At 40.1% G+C, this 26148-nt stretch carries 28 protein-coding genes; 21 read left to right on the top strand and 7 right to left on the bottom strand.

What is annotated here, in order from left to right:
* Positions 1–23 precede the first annotated feature (23 nt).
* The 6 genes from ABVF09_RS14175 (at position 24) to ABVF09_RS14150 (ending at position 5273) form a co-directional block, all read left to right on the top strand.
* On the top strand, positions 24–896 hold the full coding sequence (locus ABVF09_RS14175; protein ID WP_026772471.1) for a YitT family protein: 873 nt from the start codon (positions 24–26) through the stop codon (positions 894–896).
* 656 nt (positions 897–1552) lie between these two features.
* Positions 1553–2122 (top strand): GNAT family N-acetyltransferase, encoded by a 570-nt coding sequence (locus ABVF09_RS14170; RefSeq protein WP_371069461.1) that lies wholly within the window; start codon positions 1553–1555, stop codon positions 2120–2122.
* A 169-nt stretch (positions 2123–2291) separates the two neighbouring features.
* Positions 2292–2786 carry a sigma-70 family RNA polymerase sigma factor gene (locus ABVF09_RS14165; protein ID WP_026569451.1) on the top strand — a complete coding sequence of 165 codons (495 nt, stop codon included), beginning with the start codon at positions 2292–2294 and terminating at the stop codon, positions 2784–2786.
* A complete protein-coding gene (locus ABVF09_RS14160) occupies positions 2783–3889 on the top strand; it encodes an anti-sigma factor (protein WP_371069460.1) in 1107 nt (368 codons plus the stop codon). The genes ABVF09_RS14165 and ABVF09_RS14160 overlap by 4 nt, the downstream gene beginning before the upstream one ends.
* On the top strand, positions 3880–4200 hold the full coding sequence (locus ABVF09_RS14155; protein ID WP_371069459.1) for a hypothetical protein: 321 nt from the start codon (positions 3880–3882) through the stop codon (positions 4198–4200). Before ABVF09_RS14160 ends, ABVF09_RS14155 begins: the two co-directional genes overlap by 10 nt.
* A 59-nt stretch (positions 4201–4259) precedes the next feature.
* The gene (locus ABVF09_RS14150) at positions 4260–5273 is read left to right on the top strand and encodes a hypothetical protein (protein ID WP_371069458.1); all 1014 of its coding nucleotides are present in this window, start codon (positions 4260–4262) and stop codon (positions 5271–5273) included.
* A 61-nt stretch (positions 5274–5334) separates the two neighbouring features.
* Here the strand turns inward: ABVF09_RS14150 and ABVF09_RS14145 are convergent, their stop codons facing one another.
* From ABVF09_RS14145 to ABVF09_RS14135, 3 genes are all read right to left on the bottom strand, one after another.
* On the bottom strand, positions 5335–6132 hold the full coding sequence (locus tag ABVF09_RS14145; protein WP_371069457.1) for a hypothetical protein: 798 nt from the start codon (positions 6130–6132) through the stop codon (positions 5335–5337).
* 228 nt (positions 6133–6360) lie between these two features.
* Complete coding sequence (locus ABVF09_RS14140; RefSeq protein ID WP_371069456.1) at positions 6361–6606, bottom strand: glutaredoxin family protein; 246 nt, start codon at positions 6604–6606, stop codon at positions 6361–6363.
* A gap of 463 nt (positions 6607–7069) precedes the next feature.
* On the bottom strand, positions 7070–7801 hold the full coding sequence (locus tag ABVF09_RS14135; protein WP_371069455.1) for a DsbA family oxidoreductase: 732 nt from the start codon (positions 7799–7801) through the stop codon (positions 7070–7072).
* Between the two features lie 170 nt (positions 7802–7971).
* Here ABVF09_RS14135 and ABVF09_RS14130 point away from each other — a divergent pair, with 170 nt between their 5' ends.
* The 11 genes from ABVF09_RS14130 (at position 7972) to ABVF09_RS14080 (ending at position 19222) form a co-directional block, all read left to right on the top strand.
* On the top strand, positions 7972–8265 hold the full coding sequence (locus ABVF09_RS14130; protein WP_026772464.1) for a hypothetical protein: 294 nt from the start codon (positions 7972–7974) through the stop codon (positions 8263–8265).
* A gap of 936 nt (positions 8266–9201) precedes the next feature.
* The gene (locus ABVF09_RS14125) at positions 9202–10491 is read left to right on the top strand and encodes a hypothetical protein (RefSeq protein WP_371069454.1); all 1290 of its coding nucleotides are present in this window, start codon (positions 9202–9204) and stop codon (positions 10489–10491) included.
* The gene (locus ABVF09_RS14120) at positions 10488–12440 is read left to right on the top strand and encodes a DEAD/DEAH box helicase (RefSeq protein WP_371069453.1); all 1953 of its coding nucleotides are present in this window, start codon (positions 10488–10490) and stop codon (positions 12438–12440) included. The genes ABVF09_RS14125 and ABVF09_RS14120 overlap by 4 nt, the downstream gene beginning before the upstream one ends.
* 148 nt (positions 12441–12588) lie before the next feature.
* Positions 12589–13386 carry a protein NO VEIN domain-containing protein gene (locus ABVF09_RS14115; protein ID WP_371069452.1) on the top strand — a complete coding sequence of 266 codons (798 nt, stop codon included), beginning with the start codon at positions 12589–12591 and terminating at the stop codon, positions 13384–13386.
* Between the two features lie 14 nt (positions 13387–13400).
* A complete protein-coding gene (locus ABVF09_RS14110; RefSeq protein WP_371069451.1) occupies positions 13401–15050 on the top strand; it encodes a DNA cytosine methyltransferase in 1650 nt (549 codons plus the stop codon).
* Between the two features lie 336 nt (positions 15051–15386).
* The gene (locus ABVF09_RS14105; RefSeq protein WP_371069450.1) at positions 15387–16334 is read left to right on the top strand and encodes an aldo/keto reductase; all 948 of its coding nucleotides are present in this window, start codon (positions 15387–15389) and stop codon (positions 16332–16334) included.
* 160 nt (positions 16335–16494) lie between these two features.
* Entirely contained in the window at positions 16495–16953 is a 459-nt protein-coding gene (locus ABVF09_RS14100; protein WP_371069449.1) for a UPF0158 family protein, read from the top strand.
* Positions 16954–17175: 222 nt separating this feature from the next.
* The gene (locus tag ABVF09_RS14095; RefSeq protein ID WP_371069448.1) at positions 17176–17691 is read left to right on the top strand and encodes a pyridoxamine 5'-phosphate oxidase family protein; all 516 of its coding nucleotides are present in this window, start codon (positions 17176–17178) and stop codon (positions 17689–17691) included.
* A gap of 237 nt (positions 17692–17928) precedes the next feature.
* Entirely contained in the window at positions 17929–18270 is a 342-nt protein-coding gene (locus ABVF09_RS14090) for a VOC family protein (protein WP_371069447.1), read from the top strand.
* A gap of 3 nt (positions 18271–18273) precedes the next feature.
* The gene (locus ABVF09_RS14085) at positions 18274–18459 is read left to right on the top strand and encodes a glycine zipper domain-containing protein (protein ID WP_371069446.1); all 186 of its coding nucleotides are present in this window, start codon (positions 18274–18276) and stop codon (positions 18457–18459) included.
* Positions 18460–18736: 277 nt separating this feature from the next.
* Complete coding sequence (locus ABVF09_RS14080; RefSeq protein ID WP_371069445.1) at positions 18737–19222, top strand: hypothetical protein; 486 nt, start codon at positions 18737–18739, stop codon at positions 19220–19222.
* Positions 19223–19379: 157 nt separating this feature from the next.
* Here ABVF09_RS14080 and ABVF09_RS14075 read toward each other — a convergent pair whose 3' ends face one another.
* Together ABVF09_RS14075 and ABVF09_RS14070 are read right to left on the bottom strand one after the other, a co-directional pair.
* Entirely contained in the window at positions 19380–19814 is a 435-nt protein-coding gene (locus tag ABVF09_RS14075; protein ID WP_371069444.1) for a hypothetical protein, read from the bottom strand.
* Between the two features lie 358 nt (positions 19815–20172).
* Positions 20173–20658, bottom strand: a complete 486-nt coding sequence (locus ABVF09_RS14070) for a GyrI-like domain-containing protein (RefSeq protein WP_371069443.1) — start codon at positions 20656–20658, stop codon at positions 20173–20175.
* Between the two features lie 109 nt (positions 20659–20767).
* Between ABVF09_RS14070 and ABVF09_RS14065 the strand changes: the two genes are divergently transcribed.
* Positions 20768–21730, top strand: a complete 963-nt coding sequence (locus tag ABVF09_RS14065; RefSeq protein ID WP_371069442.1) for a helix-turn-helix transcriptional regulator — start codon at positions 20768–20770, stop codon at positions 21728–21730.
* A gap of 434 nt (positions 21731–22164) precedes the next feature.
* Here ABVF09_RS14065 and ABVF09_RS14060 read toward each other — a convergent pair whose 3' ends face one another.
* Positions 22165–22653, bottom strand: a complete 489-nt coding sequence (locus tag ABVF09_RS14060; RefSeq protein ID WP_371069441.1) for a hypothetical protein — start codon at positions 22651–22653, stop codon at positions 22165–22167.
* A 97-nt stretch (positions 22654–22750) separates the two neighbouring features.
* Between ABVF09_RS14060 and ABVF09_RS14055 the strand changes: the two genes are divergently transcribed.
* Complete coding sequence (locus ABVF09_RS14055) at positions 22751–23338, top strand: vWA domain-containing protein (protein WP_153465493.1); 588 nt, start codon at positions 22751–22753, stop codon at positions 23336–23338.
* Between the two features lie 94 nt (positions 23339–23432).
* Positions 23433–23804, top strand: a complete 372-nt coding sequence (locus ABVF09_RS14050) for a DoxX family protein (RefSeq protein ID WP_026569469.1) — start codon at positions 23433–23435, stop codon at positions 23802–23804.
* A gap of 131 nt (positions 23805–23935) precedes the next feature.
* Here the strand turns inward: ABVF09_RS14050 and ABVF09_RS14045 are convergent, their stop codons facing one another.
* On the bottom strand, positions 23936–24985 hold the full coding sequence (locus ABVF09_RS14045) for an NAD(P)/FAD-dependent oxidoreductase (protein WP_371069440.1): 1050 nt from the start codon (positions 24983–24985) through the stop codon (positions 23936–23938).
* Positions 24986–25291: 306 nt separating this feature from the next.
* Between ABVF09_RS14045 and ABVF09_RS14040 the strand changes: the two genes are divergently transcribed.
* On the top strand, positions 25292–26113 hold the full coding sequence (locus ABVF09_RS14040) for an SDR family oxidoreductase (RefSeq protein ID WP_371069439.1): 822 nt from the start codon (positions 25292–25294) through the stop codon (positions 26111–26113).
* Positions 26114–26148: the final 35 nt, after the last annotated feature.

Raw genomic sequence — 26148 nt, 5'->3', positions numbered from 1 at the left:
CACTATAGAAACGGGGCATCAGCATGAGTACGTTGAAAAAACAAAAACGCAACAAACTATTCACTCTATTAAGAGGATTAGCAGTAATCGTGGGTGGATTTATCGCAGCATACGGATTGGAAGCGGTATTGATTCCAAACAATGTTTCGGACGGGGGAGTTACGGGGCTAAGCATCGTCGGTTCGCAGCTGTTCGGAATGCCGTTGGGAATTCTCATTGGCATTTTCAATATCCCTTTCATTTGGCTGGGATACAAACAAATCGGCAAAAGCTTTGCCATCTTTTCGATTATCGGGATTGTTTCTCTGGCTGTCGGCACCAGTCTCATGCATCACATCCCGGCGATCATCGAGGGAGACACGCTATTAATCACCGTAGTCGGCGGGATTATCCTCGGGTTTGGAATGGGGCTCGCACTGCGTAACGGCGGAGCTCTGGATGGCATTGATATGCTGGCGGTGCTTTTATCGCGGAAGTTGCCGTTTGGGACCAGTGACTTTATCCTGTTCCTGAATTTATTTGTATTCATTTTCGTGTCGTTTGTATTTGGACTGCAAGGTGCAATTTTGTCTGCGATTGCTTACTTTATCGCTTCGAAAGTGATCCATATCGTCGAAGAAGGATTGAGCGGGTCCAAGACCTTCAAGATTATTACGACAGAGCCGAAAACAATGGTCGAAACGATACGGGATCGTCTGGGAAGGAGTGCCACGTACAAGGAAGCATATGGCGGTTACTCCCATGAAAAATTCATGGAAATCACCTGTGTCATCAACCGGCTGGAGGAAAGCAAGCTAAAGGAAATCATCAATGAAATCGACGACACTGCCTTTGTCACGGTATATGACGTGGTGGAAGTAAAGGGCGGAAACTTCAGAAAAAGTGATATCCATTAAAGGAACAGGAATGAACTTGGGACAAATGCATCATGACCACAACAAAAACCAACCATTCTTATCCTTCTCTCATGATTCGTGTGCCACTCCGGCATGGTACTTCGCTTTCCGCGGGCACGGCTTCAGCTAACTTGGCAAAGAATACCGCTTCGCCAAGTGGATCTTCAGCTCGCGCTCTTCCCGCAGGAGTCTATGTACCTTGCCTCCGCTGAATGAAGGTGGTTTCTCTTCTGGCGTGCTTTCCGTTTTTTCTATTGCTGTTCCGGTAGAAAGCCAATCCCCATGGAAACAAGGAGTACTTTCCTAACTATGCTGTTTATCCGCAACTTCCGATTTCTGAAGAATCTTCTGCTGATTTTTCGTCTTCGTCACTGTTTAGAAACCTAACGCAGATAGAAGAATACAGCTCTGTTTATTTTATCTTGATATGTAGAAATCAGACTACGAAAACGTAGCGATACGAAGAACGCATCAAACAACAGGAAAAAAGAAGTTTACTGAACACACAAGTTAAAAACCGAACGAATTTGATTGATACTTCCAATTCGCACGGTTTTTGCTTTGATGACCATGCTTTTGCCCCGGCCGCATTTTCCATTTATAGAGAATAATAAAAGAGCAAGGTGCCAGCGTTTAATTTGGCAGAAGAAAAATCGATGGAGATGAATCGAATGATAGACTTTAGCAACAAACCGACCATCACAGGGGAAAAGGTTATTTTGAGGCCATTCATGGTCGAAACGGACTTTCCTTATCTCGCGGAGTGTTTAAAAGATCCTGAGGTATTGAAGCTGACAGGAAGTGATGCCGGTTTTGACCAGGAAGAGGTGCTGAAATGGTACCAGACCAGAAACGGTCAGACCGACCGGCTGGACCTGGCCATTGTCGATAAACAAGAAAATCATCTGGTTGGGGAAGTGGTGGTCAATTTATATGAAGAAGCCGATCACAGCATGAACTTTCGAATCCTGATCGGTCCAAGAGGAAGAAACCGAGGTCTTGGCACCGAAACAACCCAGTTGATGGTCGATTATGTATTCGCCAATACCGATCTTAACCAACTGACGTTGAGTGTGTTCGCATTCAATCCGAGAGCAAAGAAGGTTTATGAAAAAACAGGATTTGTTTTGGACAGTATCGACAAGGATGATTTGCAATATGAAGGAGAGTGGATAGACTCGATCAATATGAAATTGACCAGAGAAGCTTGGCAGGGAACGAAATGAAAAGAATAAGAAAATGGAGACCTTTCTATACCAAAAGGTCTTTTTTTCGTCTGTATTCCCTCCTTTTAGTCAAAACGAACTATTAACATTTCCTGGTTGTCACTGAAATAATAAAAAGGTGCAACTTTTTTGAAGAGGAAAACGTTATTTGAATGAGAGGGGGAGAACATTGGATATCCAGGAGCTCTATGAACTTTATATTCACGATGTCTATCGATATCTTCTCTCCCTCTGCAAAGATAAAAACCTGGCGGAAGATCTTACGCAGGACACGTTCATGAAAGCATACGCGGCATTGGAAACCGGCCCGCCGAATCACTTGAAGGCCTGGTTGATGAAGATTGCCTATCACAACTTTGTCGATTTTGTGAGAAGAAACAAAAAAGTCACGTATGAAGAACCGGAATACTTTTCGTACTTGTCCCAGGAGGATTCCACCGAATGGCAAGTGCAAAAAAAATTGGAAAAAGAAGAACTGCATAACAAATTGGCCCAATTAAAACCGATGCAGAAGCATGCCATCCTTTTATGCGATATACAAGGATATTCATATAAGGAAGCGGCGGAAATGTTATCTGTAAAAGTAAATACATTGAAAACACATATTTTCCGAGGAAGAGGCCGGCTCAGACAGCTATATGCGAATAGGAGTGCTGAGGAATGACTGAAGAATGGAAAACCAAGTTAAAAAAATATTATCAGGGAAAGCTTTCGGACGAGGAAGCGAAAGAAGTGGAGGCAGATTTAGAGAAACTGGATGCGTACCAGTCGGTTATCGATGAGGAGCTGGACGCGGATGAGCACAGGGATGATGCTGCCCTCCCGGAAAATGATCTGCCAGATGGAAAAGCGGCAAAAATGGTCCGAAGCAGTATCCGACACGCCCGATTTTCCTTAATTGCCTATGTCGTCATGATCGTGTTGCTCATCTATCCTGTGATGACCATGGCCAGTTATCTTTATTATGGCTGGGGAAACAAAGCCAACAGGCTGATAGATGCAGCCATCGAAACCGTATATGTCACAGAGCCGAATGTCAGCCTCGAAGAAATGGAGATCGAAGAAGAGGTTGGGTTGTTTTCGCTTGATGTCAACATGGACCTCTTTAAACGGATCGGAGATAAGGATATAAAACTGGGGGATTGGGAGGTGGCCTATCAATTTGACCAGGCAGAGCCTCCTTCCAGAGATTATATTACCGAAACGCCGCCGGAAGACATTCCTTATTACGACACGAAGAAGCTTTATCATCCCGAAGCGAGCATAACCAATCATGATACGGATGCCTGGGACACGTTGGAGAAGCTTCCCGAAGGAACGGTTGCGGAAGCCTATCTCTCGTTAAACGACCTTCATCAGCCCGACAGTATGCGGGAGATTACGGAGGGCCTGGACATTGAATGGCGGTGGTATGCCATCGATACCGGGCTGGAAGCTTCCGGCAAAAGCAGTGAGGGCGGCTATCTGGCACCAATCGGCTATCCTGCCCAAACAGATCCGGATGCCTGGTCGCCCTATCACGATGGAAAACCGAATGCCGAACAATTCATGGACAATCTTCGGTTTCTGGAGGATTATGAGCAGCAGGCCGTGGATATCGCCCATGCAAAATGGCTCGATCTGGATGAACGAATCGATTATTTAGAGGGTCACGGAATCAAAGCGTATGGCGGCGTCGTTACAGGTCCGAGCAAGGAAATCCTTAAACTGCAAGACAACGAGTCGGTTCGTGCCATCTATCTTGGGGAGGTGCGATTATGGAACTAGGCAGCATCTTTAAACGGAAAAAAGCTCGGAAAGTAGCGGAAACGAGATTGGGTGTGGCTTCTTTTATTTTGGCTTTGTTCACACTTGCCTATTTTAATGTTTTTTTGATGACGAAAAGCAGCTTGGGGGCCTTTTCCAATATGTTTCTTCAAATCATTCCGGCAATAGGTCTCCTGCTGGCATTTCTCAGCTTTTTTCGCGTCCATTACAAAAAGACTTTCACCTGGTGGGCGCTGTTTGTATATGTGTTTATAGGGATAAGCTTGGTCACTATCCTTTTTGTGGAATTTATCATTTACCCGAAACCGTAACAGAAGCACATCGGAAAACATAAGAACAACCATACATCAAGGGGCAAGGAGGATTTTTTATGAAAAAACGCTGGATGATCATCATTGTCAGTATCGTGCTGCTGCTCGGCATCATGGCAGGATTGTCCTGGTATGTTTCGAAGGACGAAAACAAAGAGGACGAAGCGGCAAAACAGCCTCCTTTGAAACAAGCATACAGTGTCACCGGGGAAGGGCAGACAGCATATGTGACTTATGATGAAGAGGGAAACAATGAAATCCATCTATCTAATCCCGAATCAAATCAGAAATCGACCGTTCTATCTGTTGACGAACCGGTTGTATCGATCGATTTCAGTGCCCACGGGGAAACTTTATATTATGCGACCAATGATATTGTTTCCAACCGAACACTGTTAAGCCATATTTACAGTTATCATTTGGAAACAAAGAAAGAAACCGAATTACTCCAAAGCAGTTCGATTGTCATGGAAGTGAAAGCCGGTTCAACGGATGACAGCCTGCTGTATTATCGGGCAAATGCTTTCGAAGATATGGGAGGAATCACCGGAAAAGTCCGCAGTGACTTTCAGGCATACCGGCTTGATTTGAGCGATTTGTCGGAAGAACAGCTTACCAGCCTGGATGACAAGGAAATCAAGGGTCTTGCATATACGAAGGAAGAGGACGGTGCATTAGTTTCAGTGGGTAATACGATTATCAAAATCCCTTTCGAAAACCCTGAAGATACCGAAACGATTTTAACAGAAACGGAACAGGTCTATGATCTGGCCGTTAATCGTCAGGACGGCGGCATCATTTATTCCATGCCGGGAAAGGATGGACCGGGGACCTACAAATATGAACTGTACTACCGGGATTCCGAGGGAGAAAAAACGCAAATCACAGAGAACGAAAGCCATACAGGAAATCCGGCTTTGTTACCTAATGGTGATTTGTATTATATGATTGATGCGAATTTTGGTAAGGGCGAGCCAAGCTATGTTCTGTATAAGCAAAGTCCCTGGAAGGAAGGGGAGCCGGAAGTAGTGGACCTGCCTGACGATAAGCTAAATCAAGACGACGAATCCTAAAAAACGCCCCGTGTCCTGCAATGGACACGGGGCGTTTATTTTGCCGGCTGGATAAAGATTTTTAGTTACAGAAACCGTATTTCACTTTCTGTTCAAAGGCAAAAATAAGTCGCGACCCGCCGGCCTCGTCGGTGCCTTCTGCACAACTAATCAATTGGTAGTCGCAGTAACAGGAGCCGTACCCTCGGGAGCTGTAACACGAATCGTGTACCTTGCAGCACGCATCAAGCGGATTGACAGGATCCAGCCAGGATTTTGTACATCCGGCGCCGCAATAATTGTATGTTACCAGCTCATTCCAAGGCAGTCCGTTATAGCGAAATTGACAACACTCCGTTCCAGCTGTCGGGTAAATATCGAAACATGGAACACCCCAGAATTCGTCTGGATCGGAAGAGAGCGTAGTAAAAGAACCAGCGTCCTGCTCCTGTTCCAATAGGAACGTTTCTGCCACAAATTCGATTTGCGCCGTTTTAGCATCCACGAAGTGCTCCCTGGCAAATGCGCCATTTTCGAAAATGAGCTTTCGCTTGATAATGTTGTTGTCTTCGATATTTACAACGGTCACCAGGGCTTCAATATCTTCCCGGCCGGTTTCCAGATTGTGATAATGCGTCAATTCCACACCGAGGTTGTTCCCTTGTTTGAGGAATACGGCAGTAGTCTTCAAATCTGCTTCGTCAACGGATACCGGCTGCTCTTGCTCTTCCTTGGTGGTGATGAAAATTTCCACTGCGGATGTCTCTTCCAGGGAGTTTTCCTGTACAGGGACAAACTTATTGATCTCGTTGATGAGTTCTTGATTCAACAGCGCTTCTCTAACCAATTTGGGTGAAACCTTTCGTCCTTTAAATAACAATTCAAACACTCCTTTAATGATTTTTTTATACGGATAAAACCTTTGTTCCTCTGGAGGTATTAACTGGGCCTCCTTGTCATTTCCCTCCTTTTTACCGGTGTTAGTAGGTAAAGAAAGGGAGGGAAAAGATTTATCAACCTGCCGGAGACTATTTTTTTAATAGAAAAAGGCTTCTCCATCCGAGAGAAACCTTTTCATGATAATCCCGCTATAACAATGTGCATACCTTTACAACAAACCTTCCAGATTCTTTTTGTTGAATCCCAAGATGTGATGGTTAATCCCATTTCTACGGATCACCGTAAACGGGGTGCCTCTCACGTCATATTGAATGAATTCATCAAACGCCTGTTCATCGTTTTTAATATCCTTTTCTGTAAAATCGATTTCTTTCTCCTGCAGCCAGCTGACCAGCCGGTCGCAAAATCCACATCCCTGATTGGTGTACACGACAATTTCCTGCTTAGCGGCCATGAACTCCCTCCTTTCTATCATTTAAAGAGGAAGCGATGAAGCAGAAATCAACTTGTTTTTGCATTTTTTTGAATCAAGGCAGAAATTTCATCCCATACCGTTGACTGGCATATTCGCTGATGGAATTCACCTGGTCAGCGGACTTTAGAGCCAAGTCCTGAAAGAATGCGCGTTCCTCCTCTGAACATGACTCGTCGATGCACTGAGCATAATACAATTGACAGCATCTTGCTTCGATAAAACAGTGACATAATTTTTCGCACATCTCCACCGAATATCATCCTTTCTTGGAAAGCGTTTGGCAACGGGAACTAGGAAAGAAACTTCCCTATATGATTAAAGAGAGGGCAAGGAGGATTTTGTAAACCTGTGATGGAAAAAAGGGAAGGGAAATGGAGGAAAATTGCTTGCCATGAAAAAAAGCGCCTGGGATCATCCCAAGCGCTCTAACTCTTATAATCAATTAATCCTTATCAGTCGGAACAGCACAGCTGTCATCCGTGCAAACCGCCCCGTTCCCGCCATCAGGGGACAAATCCTGGAGATTTGGCTTCGGATTTTCTTCTTCCCAAATCTTTTCAAGCGCCCCTTTAAACGTTTCTAAAGGCTGGGCACCGGAAATGGAATATTTATTACTCACCACAAAGAAAGGGACACCCGTCGCTCCGATTTGCTGAGCGGTTCTCTCTTCAGTCCGCACTTCATCCGCAAATGCAGCTTCATCGTTCAATACTTCCAATGCTTTACTTCGGTCCATCCCTGTGGCTTCTGCAATGTCAGCCAGGGTCTCGGAATCTCCGACATTCTTCGAGTCGGTAAAGTAAGCGTGCAGCAGGTTTTCGGTAAGCTCTTTTTCTTTGCCGAGTGTCCGGGCAAACTTCGCCAGACGATGCGCATCGAAAGTGTTCGTCGGTTTCATGTCATCGTAATTGTAGGTCAAGCCTATTTCAGCAGCCTGTTCAATGAGCCCCTTGTTCATTTCGCGCACCTGCGCTTCACTGGACTGGAATTTAGCAGCCAATGCTTCGTAAATGCTTTGATCGGTATATTTAGGCGCAGTGGGATCGAGTTCGAAGCTCTTGTATTCCACCTCTACCTCGTCTTTATGCGGAAACTGTTCAAGCGCCATCTCTAAACGCCGCTTGCCAATATAACAAAACGGACAGACAAAGTCGGACCATACTTCTATTTTCAAAAGAAACACCTCTGTTCGGTTAGTTTAACGTCATTGTAGCACAGGGACTGTAAAAAACTTGATCATCCTGCTCACGGTCCGCTCATTCTGAAATTTATTGCGAAAAAACGGAGTAGGCGGAATAAATTTTGGAAAAGCTAACAGGTAGAAAATACAGAGGGGGTCAACAAATGCCTATACAAAATGATTATGAAATCCAGCAGCTGCTTGAAGTGTCTCAGAGACTGGAACAGGCCGCCAATCAGGCGAAAAACAGAGCCGACTTGGAAGCGATTGAACAACTGCAAAATCAACTGCGGGAAGTACAAGGGAAAATCCAAGATGCGCGGGGAAGAGCAATCAATGGAAGCGGAACATCAAGCGAGCCATTGTTTGAAGCCCAGCTAAGGGTAGAAGAGACGCAGCATCAGATGGAGAGGGCGATGAGTAATTTGAGTGCGGTAGAGGATGAGGTGCAGCCGTAGGGAAGTAATTAATTTTCATAATGTAAAGGAGATAAGCAGTCAAGAAAAGCTTTTGTCATTTTGTACTCTGGCACGAGAAATATAATGCTGCAAACTATATATACATAACTGAACTGATTTCAGGAAAGCAAACTAATGATATCTTTACATCAATTAAATAGACCTTATATAAACGGTCACATCTAGTGCCTGCCATTTGTCTGAAGATGTTAAAATTGGCAAGACACAAATCTATTGATTTTCCTACTTTGTGGTGAAGTGAAACAGTTCAATGACAGCATTGTAAGAAACAATTGCTTTTATAGAAACTGCTTTTAAGAATACCGTTTCCTGCTTAAGCTAATTCTTCAAAAAAGTTGTGGTGTGAAGTCCTGCCAATATGAAGCGTGTTGTTCCAGCTAAGTTGATAATACAGTGTAGGAATTCAAAAAATGAGAAAGTATAGGATTATAAAAATTCAAAATTACCATCCAAAATATCATACAAATATATTATGTAAAGTTTCATTTAATCAAAAAAGTATAAATAAATAATCATAGAATTTCAAGACAGTTAGACATAACATAAAAATATTTGTTGGTTATAATCTGTTGTTATCCAAGATTCCCTGGAGCCTTCCGATAATAAGTTAACTAGTCTTAAGAAATAAGTTATTGAGTCAAATTGAAGGGTTGAAAAGGAATTTAAGAGGGATTTAATTTAAAACTTAAAACACTAGAAAATCAGAAGAATTTTACAGTAGGTAGTTATAGAATGAATAGTTGTAGAATTTGGCACCCTACCCTTGATTAACCAATTTTAGCTCTCTCTTCATAAGAACACGCCATTTATGTTTCAAAATATTTTTTATTTGCAAATTATAACACCCCTATTTGTAAAAAAATAGAATTTGTTTTAAAATAGTAACCACGTTATATTACACGGGGGGAGACTACAATGGAGAAGGAACTTAGAGAACAAAAACTAAAAGAAATACAAAAAAGTGAACCTTACATGTCAGGGATTAGAATAAATTATGATGGGCAAAACAGAGCTTTTAACGCATATCGTATTCCATTAGAATATTTAATTTACAATAAATATAATGGAAGAGTAGGTAGTGAAGTGAAGTCTTATGAAAGACAGTACAGAGAACTAAATCCGGAAAATAAAGAAGATAAGAAAGTTATAGAAGAGTTTCTTTGGAATTCATACGAGAAAAGAAACAAAAGAACTGAAAAAAATTTAGTTGAAATGGGACAACAAGTATATGGAATAGTTACTAGTGATGGTATTATAATTGATGGGAACAGAAGAGCGAGTTTGCTAAATAGAATTTACAAAAATAGGGAAAGTTGGCAAAAGCAAAACCATAATATAGATGCCTGTAAATATTTTATAGCAATAATATTACCCGAAAATGCTGGGGAGAAAGCCGTACAGAAATTAGAAACTACATATCAATTAGGGGCAGATGAAAAGTTAGATTACAATCCTACTGAAAAATATTTAAAATGTAAAGACTTAAAGAGAATAGGGTTCTCTGAAATAGATATTGCTAATATGATGGGTGAAAATAAGTCCACCATTGAAAAGTGGTTAGGAATAATGGATTTGATGGATGATTACCTAGATTACCTTGAATACTCAGGGATATATACAAGGCTGGAAAAAAGAGAAGGACCAATGGTTGACTTATACAGTTACTTGAAATCTTATGATAAAGGTACTAAAAGTGTAACGTGGGACTATGATGAGATGGATGTAACAGACTTAAAGACTATTAGTTTTGATTACATTCGTGCTCAATATGAAGGTAAAGAATTTAGATCAATTGCAAAACCGAGTAAAAAAGACGGAATATTTTGCAATGAGAAGATTTGGGAAGATTTTCGTGAATATCATTTCAATTCTACAACCGAAATAGAAGAGGAATCCGTGGAAGATGTTATGAAAAAGAACCCTGATGCAAATATGTCTAAGCTGCTGACTACTAGGGATAAAGATTGGAAGAAAAAGGTTAAAAATCAATTAAAGAATAATTTAAAACAATCAGAGTCCAAAATTGATAATATTAAACAAGCTAATAAGCCAGTTGAGTTACTTAATAGAGCGAAGAATTCCTTGTTGGCGATTAATGGTAGTTCGCTGAAAGGAAACTCTGAAGAAGCTCTACTAGTTAAAGAGATAGAGAACATATTAAAAGATTTTAAAGATGTATTACCGGAAGGAACTAAGTCCTTATGAAATCCATCGAAATAGAAATAGATGAATTTAGGGAGAAGTTTGTTTTAGCTGGAGCTATTAGTGAGTTGATTGATATAAAAAGGGCAAAATTATATTTAACAGATTACTTAAATGCAGAATTCAATGAGGGAAAAGTTTATATTCCATATGATAACCAAAATCAATCCGAAGTTTTAACAAAAATAAGAAAATTGTTAAAAAAACATAGGTTTGAGGAAGAAAAATCAGATCAAGTAAAAATAGCGTTACAAGGTTACTTTAAAGAAGAAGAAAACTTCGAAAAATTTTCTTCGAAAGCAAATAATATCAGAAATAAAATCTTTGATAAATGGGAATTTAATACCTTCGTTTCATATGTGAAAGCTAATATGAAAAACAGGACTTTATATGAACTTCAATTACTTTCTGCTTTCCACTTAGCTTTTGCACAGAATGCCTGTAATTTTTCTGTTCCTGGGGCGGGCAAAACTAGTATAGTTTATGGAGCTTACGCATATTTGAAACATCTGAAAAATGAAAATCCCAAAAAGGTAAATCGTCTCTTAATAATAGGCCCTTTAAGCTCTTTTGGACCTTGGGAATCGGAGTTTGAGGAGTGTTTTGGATATAAGCCGTATTCCAAACGTTTATCTGGTGGAGTGGATAAAGCTGAAAAGACTAATTATTTTTATTCCGACACTCCTGCGGAAATCACACTTATTTCTTATCAGGGACTTCCCTCAGTGAAGGATGACTTAGTGTATTTTTTGAAAAAAGAAAAAGTTATGGTTGTTTTAGATGAAGCACATAAGATTAAAAACACTGATGGAGGAATAATAGCAGAAACTACTTTAGAACTAGCGAAATATTGTAAATCAAGGGTGATTTTAACAGGAACACCTGCTCCAAATGGGTACGAAGATATGTTGAATTTATTTAATTTTATATGGCCAACAAAAAATGTTATAAAATATAAAAAATATCACTTGCAAGAAATGTCCGAGTCCTACAGTGATGAACGAATTCCAAATCTTATTAACAATATTGCACCCTTTTTTATAAGGATAAAAAAGAGTGACTTAGGAATCCCTAAACCAATAGAAAATCCCCCAATAATGGTGGAAATGGACAGTCACCAACGAAAAATATATGACTTTATAGAGGATAAATACATGAACTACCTAGTTCAAGAAGACGATACACCGAATCTAAAAAGCTTTCTTGTAAGGGCTAGGTTGATTCGTCTAATGCAAGCTGCAACTAACCCAGGATTACTTAAACAACCAATACAAGATTTTTACGAAGATGATACTCTAACAGAGAATTACATTGATGATACAGAAATATTAGAAGAAATCTATGATTATTCAGACAGCATAATACCCAACAAGTTTAAAAAAATTGGGGAACTTGTACAATCAATTGTCCAAAAGGGCGAAAAAGTAATTATTTGGATGTCTTTTATCCAAAATATGCGTGATTTGAAGAAATACTTGGACACTATAAATATACAATCCAGATTACTCTATGGTGAAGTACCTGTTGAGAGTGAACAAATTGATAAAGAAGTAGAAACAAGAGAAAAAATAATAAAAGAATTTCATAATCAAAAGTCTGAGTTTGCTGTATTAATAGCAAATCCTTATGCTGTATCGGAATCTATTTCTCTTCATAAAGTCTGTCATAACGCAATATATGCAGAAAGAAACTTTAATGCTGCACAATTTATTCAATCGAAAGATAGGATACATAGGTATGGACTAAAAAGCTATGATAAAATTAATTATTACTATTTTCTGAGTTCAAAATCAATCGATGAGACCATTCACGAACGATTAGAATTTAAAGAGAAAAGAATGATGGAAGTTATGGAAAATCAACCTATACCTTTATTTAGCTTAATAGAGGATGAATATGAAGAAGATGATATTAAGGTGTTGATTAGAAATTATACTAGGAAAGTTAACTGATTATGATAGATTAGGTAATTATGAGGAAATAGAATTTATACTTTTTGATGTATTGTCACTGGAAAATAAAGACCTGTTTAATATTGAATCTTTCGTACTGAGTAACCCTAATTACAGAAAAATACCTGTAAAAGGAATATTGACATTAATGTTACATATGGATATTATTACTATCTCATCAGGGAGGAAAGTTTCCCTTACTAAAACAGGAAATATTTTATCAGAAAAGTTACGTACTTCTAAAAAACCTAACGAATTATTTTCTGCTAAATTACTTAATCTTGTGTTTAGTGAATTTTTTGATGTAGAGAAAGTGTACTTTGATTCAGTAATTGGAAAATATGCATTAAAGAATAGTGGTATTTCTTTTAAATTATCAGGGATAAGAAATTTATTGATTAATTTAGGTGTAATTGGTTTTGATTATAGAAATGAAAATATCTTGTTATTTGATAGCAATTATGAAAGTATGTTAGAAAAGATAGTATCGTCAAAAAGAAGTAAGCTATCTTTAGAAAAATTAAAAGAGATTCTTGAACATCAAAATAAAATAGGAGAAGAGGCAGAACTTTTTGTTTTAGATTATGAGAATAAAAGGCTCAACTCAGTTAATTCAAAGTTCTATGCGAAAAAGATATCTGAAGTGGACGTTTCGGCAGGTTATGATATAGTTTCTTTTACCAATCCCGAATCAAATAAATATGATCGTTTTATAGAAGTTAAGTCATATACTGGAAAGATAAATTTCTATTGGAGTAAAAATGAGCTTAAAAGTGCCTGTACTAAGGAAGAAAATTATTATTTATATTTAGTGGACAGAGATAAGATTAAAAATAAGAATTATCAGCCTGTCATAATAAGGGATCCTTATAAAAATGTATACTTAAATGAAAAACATTGGAAGAAAAATGTCACAGAATGGCATATAACGAGTGACGATATATAAGATAGGTGATTTTAATGAAAGTTGCAGATTTTTTTTGTGGCGCTGGAGGGTTTTCTGAAGGCTTTAGAATAGCGGGTTTTGATGTTGTCTTTAGTGCGGACAATTGGGGACCAGCAGTAATCACTCATACCAAAAACCACCCAGAATGGCCAACAAAAAAAGTAGATATTGAATTATTATCGAAACTACCAGATGATGAGTTTCATAATATTGTTCCGGATACTGATGTAATTATTGGTTCTCCACCGTGCGTTGCTTTTTCTAATTCAAATAAATCAGGAAAAGCAGATAAGTCTCTAGGGATAAGATTATTTGAAGCATACTTAAGAATAATAGCGAGGAAAAAGTTCAAAAAAAACTCTGTGTTAAAATACTGGATTTTGGAAAATGTACCAAATGCGAGTGAGTTTTTAAAAAGTCATTATACTGCCCAAGACTTAGAGTTAGATGGGAACTTTATACTTGAAGTGAAAAGTAATAGTTCTGGTATATATAATTCTAAATATTATGGTGTAGCACAAAATAGAAGGAGATATTTTTGTGGAGAGTTCCCGAAGCCTCAAGAAACTATCTTAAATGATGAAGAAGTTATTCCGTTAAGCTTTATTTTAAGAAGTTTAAATAAAGTTCAGGGAGAGATAAAAGATCCAAATTATCCTGAATTGAAAATGCTTGATAGAAAAATCAATGATCATTTTTATGTGAAGGAATTAGCTGATTTCGAATGGAAGAAGGCTAAAAAGGCAAAACGAGACAAAGGGTATATGGGGAAGATGGCATTTCCAGAAAGCCTTGATAAACCTTCTCGAACAATCATGGCCACTTTGTCTTATAGTTCTCGAGAATCTCATATTTATAAAATAGATAATGAAAAGGATAGATATAGAACTCCAACTATACGTGAAGCTGCAAGTATTATGAGTTTTCCCATAGATTATAAATTTTATGGTGACACTAAAGCAACCAAACATAAGTTGGTTGGAAACGCTGTTCCTCCTAAATTAGCATATGCCTTTGCAAAAGAGATAATACAGACTGAAGGAGAACAAATTCCCCCATATCCAAAAACAAGTTTTCGGCAAAAAAAGGATGAGGAATTTGTAAACTTAAATTACAATACTTTCCCTGTCAATATTGAAAAAAGGAAGAATCTAAAAAAAGCACGATATAAATACCACATTCCATATTTAATCCTTAATACTTATAGAGTAGAACTTACTAATTATAATTCTGACTTTGAAAATGAAAAAATAAAATGGACAGTTGAACTCCATAAGAGTCAGGGAGCAGCAAATAAAAGGGTTTATACGCCTGGTATCAATTATATAAGCAATTTAGACTTAATTATACGTAAAAAAATAGAAAAATTTTTAAAAAGAATTCAAAACGAAATAGTAAATCCAAATCAATTTCAGGAATTTTATTGTATGACTAGTATTGAGCGAAAAGAAAATGAATTTATGGGTCCTGATGAGTTACTTGAAGAGATAAAAAAATTTATTGAAGAAATAAATATAAATGATGAAGAATTATCAGTGAAAATTAAAGATGATGGTGATGAATTAACTGTGCCTTGGAAGATTGCCATCGGCTACTTTATATTGTTTAGAGTGGTAGAAGAGATGAATTTAAGAGCAAAATCAAATTTATTATCCAATGTATGAATCTTTTTTACCTGAGAAACAGTGACTGGCCGTTTTCAATGATGTGCGGAAATAAGTGGCTGAATTAACTGGGATTTTATTCTAGAGAGTAACTGCTGAACTAAGAGCTATTAGAATAGAGTATTGATAGACGCAGATAGTTAGCAAGCTTTTGAAGGTTATAATAAAAAATTATCCGACAGAAGAGGCCGTGATAAACAAAATGGCTATTCCTATATAGTAATTATCGACTAGTAAAAATAGAGTTTACACCTAAACTAAAGGGAATCCTAATTTATTCCCACCCATTCCGTGGAATAATAAACTTGTATAAACTATGTAAAAAGGCGGGATGACATGAAATCCGTAAAACTAAAAGGCGAAACGATACCTCCAATAGCCTTGGGTACCTGGTCCTGGGGAAATGGAGTAAATGGCGGAGACACTGTGTTTGGAAATAATCTTTCAGACGAAGATTTGAAACCTGTTTTTGATGCGGCCATGGATGCTGGTTTTAATCTATGGGACACCGCGGCAGTGTATGGAATGGGTGCTTCGGAAACCATTTTAGGAAACTTTATCAAGGAACGTGAAGATGTGTTGGTATCCACCAAATTCACCCCTGGTGCCCATGAAGCAATGGAAGACACCCTGAATGACAGCTTCGAACGACTGGGTGTGGACCATGCGGATATTTACTGGATTCACAATCCAAACGATGTCGAAAAGTGGACAGCGGAGCTGATCCCCCTAATGAAAAACGGTAAGATTAAGCATGCTGGTGTCTCCAATCATAATTTGGAGGAAGTGAAGCTGGCCGCTTCGATTTTGGAAAAGGAAGGACTGAAGCTGCCCGCAGTGCAAAACCATTACAGCTTGCTTTACCGTGCTTCAGAAGACGCGGGGATTATTGATTGGTGCAATGAGCATGATGTGTTGTTCTTTTCTTACATGGTACTTGAACAAGGAGCGCTGACAGGCAAGTACACTGCTCAGAATCCTTTTAAAGCAGATACGCGAAGAGGAAAAGCGTTCAGCCCCGATGTACTGAAAAAGTTAACCCCGCTACTAGAGAAAATGAAGAACACGGCTGAGAAGCATCAGGTTGACACAGCGCAAATTGCCATGGCGTGGGCAATCGCGAAAGGTACGGTGCCGATTATCGGCGTAACAAAGTCCAGCCATGTCGATGGAGCCATTGCTGCAGCAAATGTAGAACTGTCCGATCAGGAAGTGAAGAGTTTGGAAACAGCGGCTAAAGAAACCGGTGTGGAAGTCAAAGCCGAGTGGGAACAGGAAATGTAAGATAACGATTCTAGGATGAGGACCTTTCAAAGCGTTTGTGGAAGGTCCTTTTTTCATCGCGTGTGTACAATATAGGAACGTTGATTTCATATAAGATGGGTATTAAACTCAAGAGTAAGGAAGAATGATTGGTTCAGTATTGGAATGGAGGTTTTGAATCATGCGTGTAAAACTTTCAGACATCGTGGAAGAAATGGACATACCAACGGAAGAGGGTAACTCCTTTCTTAATCTGGAAACTGGAGAATTTGTATATGTGTCTAACGGAGCACTGAGAAGGGCGGAAGATGGGGAAGAATATGGTCATTTACCTGACTGGCAGCAAGAGGAAATGGAAATTGCGGAGGACTTGGTTGAGGCAGAAGACAAGTATGTACCGGTTCCCGACCAGTTTGATTTTAATGAATACGACATCATGGAAGATTTTTGTTACCGTCAACCCGAGCATACCCGGGGCAAGCTGTTATCCGTCATAAAAGGAAGAGGGGCATTCCGTCGTTTCAAGGATACGATCATTGACTTTGACATCAGGAATGAATGGTTTGAATTTCGGGATCAAGCCTATAGGGAAATCGCGAAAGAATTCTGCGAAAAACACAATATTGAATACATAGACTGAGCTTCCAAACCTTGAACAATCGAAATGGGTACTTCCTGACAGCTGTATGAAGCTTTTAGCGATTTTCTGAAATCCAAAACTTCTGCAGGGTGGTCAGTGACATCCTCCTCTCCTATACACGGGGTAAGAGTAGCTTTGTTTAAATCCGGGTAAAGTTATAAGTGGAAAGATGAAAAACCAATGCTCCCTTGATTCAAGCAAAAGCTGAAGGAGGAAAGTGAAATGGCAGAACATGCATCAGAAAACCAGGAAACGCTCAAAAAGATAAAAGACTTGATCAAAGACGAAAAGGTGGCAATGCTGACCACGGTTTCACCGGATGGCAAATTGATGTCCCGGCCGATGCAGACGCAGGAAGTTCAGTTTGATGAAGAAGAAATATGGTTCCTTACCGAAAAAGATACGGACAAGTACCGCGACATCAGCCAAAACGCCGAAGTCAACCTGGCATACGCAGATGGTTCCTATGTGTCCATCAGCGGTACTGCTGAATTTGTCCAGGACGAGGCCAAGAAAAAAGACTTTTGGAATCCAATCGTCGGAAAAGTGCTGAACACCTCCGCCGAGGATCCAAACGTCGTGTTGGTCAAAGTAATCCCAACTATCGCGGAATATTGGGAATCTGGCAAGAGTATGAAGACGGTAAAAGAATTTGTGAAAAAGATGACCAACAAAGATTCCATGGAAGAAGACAATGATTTGAAAGAAACCGTACACTTTGATGAAAATACGCGATAGAGAATAAAAGCCATGGGTTTTCCCCATGGCTTTTTCTAATGGATTTACAGGTCGCTCATTTGGATAGTTGTATAACGGCTAAATATTTACGTAAGCATGAAAAAAGCTTTCTGATTATTTTGCGATGATATACAATTAAATTCGGCAGTTTACTTATAAAAATGGCAAAAAATAAAGGTATAGATTACCCAATGATAGAAAGTAACAATTAAATACTTGAAAAGGAGTTGTACCTGCATGTTTGAGAGGATAGACACTGTTTGCTTAACAGTTAGTAATCTGGAAGAATCGAGTAGGTGGTATCAAAAGTTAGGTTTTAAAGTAGCATTTAAAGGTGAAGGGTATCAAGTGTTCACGATTGGTAATAGTGGAATTCCATTGACGATCGAAGAAGGCAATGTAGCTTCCCCAGATAATTCAACTTATCCTATTTTTTTCACGAATGATATTAAGACTACATATGTAAATTTAAAAGAAAAAGGTGTAGAAGTAACTGAATTAAAAGATGATGGTGACAATACGTTTTTTGACCTTTATGATTTAGATAAAAATAAATTGCAGGTTTGCTTTTGGGAGTAAATGGTGAGCAAAATTACAAATACTACAGGGGATACTTATCTAGCGGTTGGAATCGGTATAGGATTACCTTTAGGAGCAGTGCTGGGGTTACTAATATTTGATGAGCTAGCAATCGGAGCTGGTATAGGTTTGGTTTTTGGAATAACAGTTGGAACAGCAATTGACTCAAATAAGACTAAAAAAGAATAAAAAATACTTATTCGTAAGCGTGGGAGTCAGCTGAAGAAGAGAATAAATATAGGCCTACAAATCCTGGACATATCTTAAGCGTAATTCTTTTATGATCAACTGTTCCATCTAACCTAAATACGCTTTGTTTTTCTGCTTGCTAAAATCATTGCCAAATTGATTGTTACTTTTAATGCTATTTATGGTGGCAGTGTAAATATTTTGGGGATAAGATGGTGTTACCTGTGGCAGACTTCGATGGAAATTCACGATCGGATGAAAGGGACTGGTGATTAATATGAAAAGACTGAAGTATCTAGCCTTTGCGCTAGGTATAATTTTTCTGTCCGTATATCTTTATCAGCATTTTATTTATTATATGATCCCCTTCAATCCTTTAGAGGAGTATGCAACTGAATCCCCAGTTGACTTTCATCTTACCCACAATCTCTCTGACGGTGAAGAAATCAATGCAAAAACCCACGATCAGAAAACTTGTGATTTAATTTTGGAGTATCTTGGTAATCTGGAGTTAAAACCATTAAAGGATAAGGATGCACGGAACGCGCTTGCTAAGAAAGAAAATGAGGGCTATATAACAGGAATGCTAAAGTTAGATCAATCAAGAGAAATATTTATTTCAGACCTATTTATTAATGACCCTGATGTCCTTCATATTAGTTCTTCAATAGCCGGGTTCAAGGGAGAAGGTTATTATAAAATTGTAGATTCTACGTTTGATTATGACTATATCATGGAATTGATTGGTAATGAGGAGGAATAAAAGAGGAAATATCGAGCTTGATGTGCTCCTTAATCAGATACCTTTTTTCCATTTCAGAAATAGAAAAGCCCCGTCTTGTAGACGGACTATAGTGGTTAAAACCGTCTACAAGCGGGACTCGGTAATACTTCAGATCGGTTGGCTTCTTTTTACATTATTAAAGTAATATCCAACCGCCATCTGTATGAACCGCCGTGACCATTCCGTTTCCTTGAACAATTCTAAACCCTTCATCAACAAATTCGAGGAACGGTAAATCAACCCTGATAAGGTCATATTGTGGATTGTCATCGAAGAAATATTCGAGTTGTTGTAAATAATCTTCGCCATTTCGGCAAACTTCAATAACTAGAGCACGATCATTTCCTATGTTACTCATAGCCGAAATTACGCCAGCTGCCAAGGTGACAGGAGTGGGCAACATAAAGGCAAACGATAATACGGTTGCAAACGCGTTTAGTCCACTAACAAGTTTTCCCTCATCGACATAAGTGAAGCCTTGCATTCTAATTTCATATTGCGCCCTTTTAATCTTGTAAAGATTATCTCGGGACAGCGTGAGATTTCTAATATATTCTGTTCTGCGACCCATAACAACATCCCCTTTTTTCGCTTATTATTGTAAGAGAAACTTCGTTGGCCAACTTAAATTGTCTTACAATATATAAAGGGGATTTCCTACGTTAAAAATCAACCAATCCTTTTAAAAAAATCTATTAGTATCCTTTTCATTAATTACAAAGAAATCCTCCGGTAAATCTTACATTTCCCGAGGTTAGATGCTTCCATTAAAGGGGTTTTGGGGCATGAGAGTAACTACGGTTACATACATATGTCTTTAGAGCGTTTCTGAGTGTTAGAAGCAGATACAATAAAACATTTTCAACGGTTCTTTATCAGACTGTCCTGATTTTCTTAGGCAGTATGAACTAACTGCGATTTCTATCGTTTTATTTCCTGACTACAGGAATCCACATTTCTCCGAAAACGAAGCCGTTTCTTTTTCCCATTTCCACTATGGCATTTGGCCCGCCGACATAGGCAAAGTCCGTTGCTTCCGGCAATACTTGCCCAAAGGCGATTCCGGAAACATGGTTGTTCAGTTCATCAGCCGTTTTCCCTTCCCCTTTTACAACCAGGTATTCCCCTTTGGGAAATTCGATGACTCTGGCATCTTCAGGAACAGATGCCGATTCCTTTGCCATGACGCCAGCATAATGCATCATTTTGTTGTTCACTGCTTCGTTCACGGCAAAAATATAGTCATTGACAGCTATGGATTTTAACGTGTCCAGCCTTCCATCCTGGCTTGCTTCCTGCCAAAAGTCTGCTTTTTCCTTGCTCAAGCCGGCAAAGTCCCTATAATCGCTCTTCAGCTCCGTTCCTAAACCTATTACCGTAAAACCATCTTTTTGTTCTAAAGAATAATCTGCCATATTCAAAACCTTCCTTTATTTTAGATTTTCAAGTGAGTTGTCTGTATCACTTGTTACGTTTATAATAACGTTAAATAGTATCAAAAAGTGATACCTTTTGGAGGAGACAATGAAAAAAGTTGAACGGATTAATCTTATTATGCGGTATATCAACAATCGTGCCCGCTTTACCATCTCCGAACTCATGCAGGAATTTACTATATCCCGTTCGACTGCAATTAGAGATATCCGGGAAATTGAGGCTATGGGTATGCCGCTTGTCTCCGAGGCAGGAAGGGATGGCGGATATTTTGTCATGCATAACTCCGTCCTGCCCGAGGTCCGGTTTACTGACGACGAAGTCAAAGCGCTGTTCATTGCCTTTATGGCAACACGAAATCAGCAGCTTCCTTATTTGAAGAGCAGGCAGTCCATAGCAGAAAAATTACTTGGTCTTATCTCGGAAAGCCAGCAAGATGACCTTATTTTTCTAAACCGAATCCTGCTTTTTGAAGGGACCAATCCACATGATCCCGACTTGCTTGATCTTTCGGACATTCCCCATCCTATGGTGGAGAAACTCTTCCAAACGCTGCTTGTGGATAGGTATTTGTCCATTACCGTTAACGAGAAGAGCGTAAAGAAATCTTACCCAGTTTACCTATTGCATCTTTATCATGAAAAAAGCCTTTGGTTGATTGAAGGCTTTGACTTAAAAGGAGAGGAGAAGCGGATTTTTCCTGTCGACCAAATTATTTCCGTCCAACCTTGTCCGATAGAAAGTAGGACAAGTAAACAAAAGATTGCAGAAAAATTACGGGAGCAGACAGAAGCGATCAACCTTGTCTTGGAACTCGGTCCAAAAGCAATTGCACAGTTCAAAAAATATCATCCACTACATGTTTCCCTTTCCTATACAGATCCTTACCAAACAACCGCCGTACTAAAGACATTTATCGACGTTGAAAAGCCAGAAGAAGTTGCCGAATTAACAAACTGGCTGCTTTTCCTGGGCGAGGATTTCACAATCCGGGAAATGCCAGGCGAAATGTTGGAATCCCTGCAAGAGAGACTAAGGTTATACTGCCCATAATATCGATTGGTTAAAACCAACTGGATCTGCGAAAGGCGGGAGCAGGGTGATAACGAGAATAGTACAGAACAAGAGTTGGGATTTACTTTTAGATATTCCAAAAAGCTGGAGAAAAGAAAACTGCCCAGGCCAATCCGGTTAGTAGGCTATTTTTTATTTACTGGTGTCGTCTGTATGATAATTTTCGGGATAACTGGAAGTCTGTTGAACGGGTAAGAGATCATACAAGGTTATTACTGGAAAAGATGATCAATTCGACATAAAAGAAGATCATAAATCCTCTAAGAAGAGCAAATTCCCTGTAAAGAGGATCAACTCTACGCCAAAGAGGATCAACTTACATAAAAAGATGATCAATTCGCCACCAAAGATGAGCAAAGTAATACCATCCTAATGAAAGAGAGTTCCCAACCCGGAAGCTCTCCTTCATTTGTTTACCACAACGTCTTTACTCCCATATATTCCAATGCCTGATTCACTTCATCGACATCATACGTGCCGTTTTGCAAACAAAAACGGATGACGAGGTCAAAGGGATCATTGTATGAAAGGGAATAGCCGGCGGCATCTAATAAATCTTCGGTTTTTGTTTCATCTAATCGCAATCCGATTGCTAGAGCAACGGCGGTTTGCTTGCTTGTTTTGTAGTTCGGGTTCGACCTGATTTTGGAAAACAGTCTCCTGTCCATGCCGGCCCGATTATACACTTCGGAATCGGTATATCCTTTCGCATCGACAAGGCCCAAGAGTATTTCGGAAAAGGAAGGGGACTGGTTTTCCTTTATATAGTCTTCTAAAGCCGCTATATTCGTTTCGCTGTCTACGGAAAAGATACTTTCTGACTCGTATAACGGCATGTTCATACTGATTCGATGCATTTCCACGTATTCCTGCAACGCTTCCAGCGTGTTTTGATCAAGCATGATCGGGCCTCCTCATTGTCGCTTCAAAGGCGACCTGTTCCTTTGTTTTTGTTGTTATCATTATAGCATCGAAAGCATACGAAAGGATGAGGAATCGATGAAACAAAAGGTGACGGAGATTATTTTCTTACTCGATCGGAGCGGCTCGATGAGCGGTTTGGAAAGTGATACCATTGGCGGCTTCAATGCTATGATGGAAAAGCAGCGCCGTTTGGAGGGCACTACGACAGTAACCACTGTTTTATTTGACCATGAATACGATATATTGTGGGAAGGGATGGACGCGGAGCAAGCTGTGTTGACAAGCAATGAATATGTTGTCAGAGGTTCTACCGCCTTGCTGGATGCTGTTGGGAGGACGATTCTAGATGTCGATCGACGACATTTACAAGCAGGATTTGAAGACAGACCGGATGAGGTGTTGTTTGTCATCACTACCGATGGAATGGAAAATGCCAGTAAAGAATTCAGCTATGAAAAAGTGCAACGCTTGATTAAGCGGCAAAAACAGCTGCACGACTGGCAGTTTATTTTTCTGGGGGCTAACATCGATGTGGCAGTCGAAGCGAGCCGGATGGGGATCGAGGAAGAAGATGCCCATGCATTTGAAGCGTCCGCCGAGGGTATGGCAACCATGTATGATCAAGTAAATGAAATGATGATGGAGAAACGAGGCAGACGATGATCCCGTGCCTGGGCACGAATACCGTGTCCAGGCAAATATGTTTGGATAATAGCAGGGTTGGTTATGAAAAGAGTACGAGGAAGGAGTCCTACATATGAAAGTGTTTTTTCGAACGCTCTATTCTATTATCTTGTTTGGAGCAGGCATTTTGCATTTTGCGCGTGAGCGGGGCTTTCGCAGAATCGTGCCTAAAGTAATTCCCTTTCGACGCTCCATTGTACTAATCACAGGGATAGTGGAAATGATTTTTTCCGTACTGCTCTGGGTGAAAAAAGGGCAGCAGCTAACAGGGAAATTCTTGGCGCTTTTTATGATGGCAGTTTTTCCGGCAAATGTATATATGGCTGTGAAAAGAATATCGTTCCGGCCGGGAAAACCAGCAAACCCTTGGATTCTATGGTTGCGTTTACCCCTCCAGTTTCCGTTGGTTGTCGGGGCTTTGAAGCTTGGAAGAAAAGAAGGCTGAAAACTACTATGAAAAGTCGAAGTCCAATTTATCGACCAAGGGGTCTTAGAAAGAAAATAACGGTCGATACGAATGAGTAAACCCGACAGTCCAAAGAGGGCTGTCGGGTTTGCCATTTCATTCGGTCTTGTTTATTGCACCATTTGGTTGATCAACGTTTTGTTCCGCTGCTTGAAGATTTCATTATGGGAGGATACCATGCCGTACTCTTGGGCATCCGGCTCAATGTATTGCTTTGCCCGGTTGACGGCATTGGCTGCATCTTGGAAAGCACCGGCGATGAGGTGTACTTTCCCGTCATATTTGAGAATATCTCCGGCAGCAAACAGTCCGTCCACCGATGATTCGCTTGACGGGTTTCCCTCGATAAAATAATTGTCGCGTTTTTTAATGTCCATGGAGCAGTTTTTCAACAGCTCCGTGTCACGTTCGTAGCCATGGTTGATGATGACTTCATCAATGGGAAGTTCGGTTACTTCGTTTGTCAGGTGGTTGGTCAACTCCACTGATTTTATTTTCTCTTTTGTTTTACTTGCGACCAATTTGGTGATGGAAGTATGGAAGTAACATTCCGCAGGACTGTTTTTCAACTGTTCGACCTGCGCTTCATGTCCCTTGAGAGCATCCTTTCGATACGTTAAATAAACCTGTTTGGCGAATGGGATAAGTTCGTTTGCCCAGTCTACTGCAGCATTTCCGCCACCTGAAATAATGACGGTTTTATCCTTGAATTGATTCAAAGATTTCACCGTGTAATGCAGGTTGGCTACTTCGTATTTTTCCGCACCGTCGATCTCGAGCTTTTGCGGCTTCAATATACCACCGCCGACAGCGACGATGACCGTTTTTGAATAATGTTTTAGTCCGGCTGCCGTATGCAGAACAAAATGGTTTTCATCGTTCCGGGTGATTTTCACGACTTTTTCATTCAGTGCAACTGTCGGCTCAAAGGTAAGCCCTTGTGCAACCAGTTGCTCTATCAGTTTTTCACCAGAAACGGGGGTCAGGCCCCCGACATCCCATATCATTTTTTCCGGATAGACATGGATTTTGCCGCCGAGATGCGGCTGATATTCGATCAGTTTCGTTTTCATCGCCCGCAGTCCACTGTAAAAAGCGGAATATAATCCGGCAGGACCGCCTCCTATGATGGTCACATCGTACAATTCTTCTTCGTTCATTTTCTTCTCCTCCTTGGTTGAAAAGTATTGATGCGGTGGATGTAAGTAGCGACTTCTCGAGCTGTATGTAATGAATCATCGTTTAAATGATAATGATTTTCAATATCAATTAAATCTTACCACAAGCAAAGAAGTAACTCAATAACATGTGATAGAAGTATCGAAAAGAGAATTGGAAACGAAACTCCGTATTTCTTGAGATTTACGGTATTTTCTTCAAGCGGTATGTGATTACAAGCTGTTTAAAACAGGGACAGACGTGGAACGACATGAAAATACAACCCAAATGAAAAAAGGAGGAAGAGCATGGGCAAGTTAAACGATAAAGTGGCAGTCATCACAGGCGGTGCGACCGGCATCGGAGAAGCGACTGCAAAAGTTTTTGCGAACGAAGGTGCGACGGTAGTGATAGCGGATATCAAGCAGGAAGAACTGGAAGGTACTGCGAAAGAAATCCGGGATAATGGAGGCACTGTGAAAACATACCGGGTTGATGTATCCAAGGAGGAAGAAGTGGAAGGCTTTGCTGATCAGGTAAAAGAAGAATTTGGACGGATTGATGCTTTGTTCAACAACGCAGGGACGGATCAAGAGGGCGGAAAAGTACATGAATACCCAGTTGAACTGTTTGATGAGATTCAACAAACGGACCTGCGCGGTACTTTTTTGATGAGCAGGTATTTTATCCCGCTGATGCTCGATAAAGGAGGCGCGATCGTCAACAACGCGTCGATGTCGGGCAGCTTTGCCGATTTAGATCGTTCTGGCTACAATGCGGCAAAAGGGGCGATCATTAATTTTACGAAATCCATCGCGATTGACTACGGAAGGCAGGGGATCCGGGCCAATTCCGTTTCGCCGGGTACGATTGAGACGCCACTGATTGACAAGCTTGCTGGCACGAAGGAAGAGAAAAGCGGTCGGCAGTTCAGAGAATCGAATAAATGGCTCGCACCGCTAGGTCGTCTTGGTGATCCAGAAGAAATCGCAACGGCTGTTCTGTTTCTGGTTTCTGATGATAGCTCTTATATGACCGGACAGGACATGATTGTCGACGGTGGAATAACGGCGTACACTTGGCCGGGAAAAATGGTCATGGACGATAGCTGGAAAAACACCACAGAATAAAAGGAGAGTGTTCATCCCCGTATGCAGGATGAACA

It is taken from the genome of Sediminibacillus sp. JSM 1682029 (assembly GCF_041366435.1).
Classification (GTDB): domain Bacteria; phylum Bacillota; class Bacilli; order Bacillales; family Amphibacillaceae; genus Sediminibacillus; species Sediminibacillus terrae.
Note: the sequence above shows the minus strand (reverse complement) of the source record. Positions and strands in the feature narration are given on the sequence as shown.